This is a genomic window from Mesorhizobium sp. M7A.F.Ca.US.005.03.2.1 (assembly GCF_003997795.1).
Classification (GTDB): Bacteria; Pseudomonadota; Alphaproteobacteria; order Rhizobiales; family Rhizobiaceae; genus Mesorhizobium; species Mesorhizobium ciceri.
The window spans coordinates 1-1274 of the sequence record NZ_RZRP01001248.1 but is presented as its reverse complement, the minus strand read 5'-3'; the positions used below and the strand labels follow the sequence as shown (position 1 = coordinate 1274).

The window sequence follows — 1274 nt, the reverse complement described above, 5'->3', positions numbered from 1 at the left end:
GGTCATCGTCGCCGCCCGCCGCCAGGCCGAGCTCGACGCGCTTGTCGCCGAAATCGCGGATGCCGATGGCATCGCCATCGCGCTTGCCGGCGATGTCCGCGACGAAGCCTACGCAAAGGCCCTTGTCGATCTGGCGGTCGAAAAATTCGGCGGGCTCGACATCGCCTTCAACAATGCCGGCGCTGTCGGCCTGATGGGACCGATAGCCGAACTGCCGCTGGAAGGCTGGCGCGAGACGCTCGACACCAATCTCACCAGCGCGTTTCTCGGCGCCAAATACCAGGTGCCGGCAATGGTCGAGCGTGGCGGTGGTTCGCTGATCTTCACCTCCACCTTCGTCGGCCACACAGTCGGCATGCCAGGCATGACCAGTTATGCCGCGAGCAAGGCCGGCCTGATCGGACTGACACAGGTGCTTGCCGCCGAATACGGCCCGAAAGGCGTGCGGGTCAACGCGCTGCTGCCCGGCGGCACAGACACGCCGGCGGCAACCTTCAAGACCCCGGAATCACGGGCCTTCGTCGAAGGCCTGCATGCTTTGAAGCGTGTCGCTATGCCGGAGGAGATCGCTCGCTCGGCGCTCTATCTCGCCTCCGATGCCTCGAGCTTTACCACCGGAGCCGCTCTGTTTGCCGATGGCGGCGTGTCGATCAACCGGACGTGAAGACTTTTCGCGTCCGGAATGCATGTTCATAGCCGCCAGGCAGACGGCCGGTCTTGATTTTTCGCCGCGATTTGGCGATGCCGTTTCTGTCCAAAAGCGGGGTCTGGAACTATGTTGTTGATCAGAACCTATGTGACTGCGAGTGCGATCGAAGGCGTCGGCGTGTTCGCTGCGGAGCCGATCAGGAAAGGGGCTTCGATCTGGCGGCTCGATCCGGATTTCGACCGACTGGTCCCCATGGACAAATACGAAGCGGCCCCCCCGCATCTCAGGGAACTGCTCGACCGCTATGCCTATCCCAGCCCCGACCGGCCAGGTTTCATGGTCTATGAAGTCGACAATGGCCGCTTCATGAACCATTCCAGCAATCCGAATACGGATTTTTCGCAATATGGCGGGGCCACCGCGACCCGCGACATCGCCGTGGGCGAGGAGATCACCTGCGACTACGGCGAGTTCTTCGAGGATTTCGAGCGGCTGCACCTCGCGACGGCCTAGTCGGCTCCTTATCTCAAGGCAAACAGACTGCGGCTGGCACCGCAAATTCATTTCCGCTGTGGACAGCGCGGCATGATTCTGCTATCAGCCGCCACAATTCGTGGTGTAAACC

At 61.8% G+C, this 1274-nt stretch carries 2 protein-coding genes; both read left to right on the top strand.

Going from position 1 to position 1274, the window contains the following annotated elements; genetic code table 11:
- Window positions 1-664, top strand: a 664-nt coding sequence (locus EN991_RS36725) for an SDR family oxidoreductase (protein WP_127370548.1), incomplete at its 5' end; no start/stop codon positions are given.
- Window positions 665-775: 111 nt separating this feature from the next.
- Window positions 776-1162: an SET domain-containing protein-lysine N-methyltransferase gene (locus tag EN991_RS36720; protein ID WP_063168976.1), complete on the top strand. Its 387-nt coding sequence runs from the start codon at window positions 776-778 to the stop codon at window positions 1160-1162.
- Window positions 1163-1274: the final 112 nt, after the last annotated feature.

Coding starts and splice junctions, on each gene's coding strand:
- EN991_RS36720 (WP_063168976.1), top strand. CDS start 776: ATGTTGTTGATCAGAACCTATGTGACTGCGAGTGCGATCGAAGGCGTC.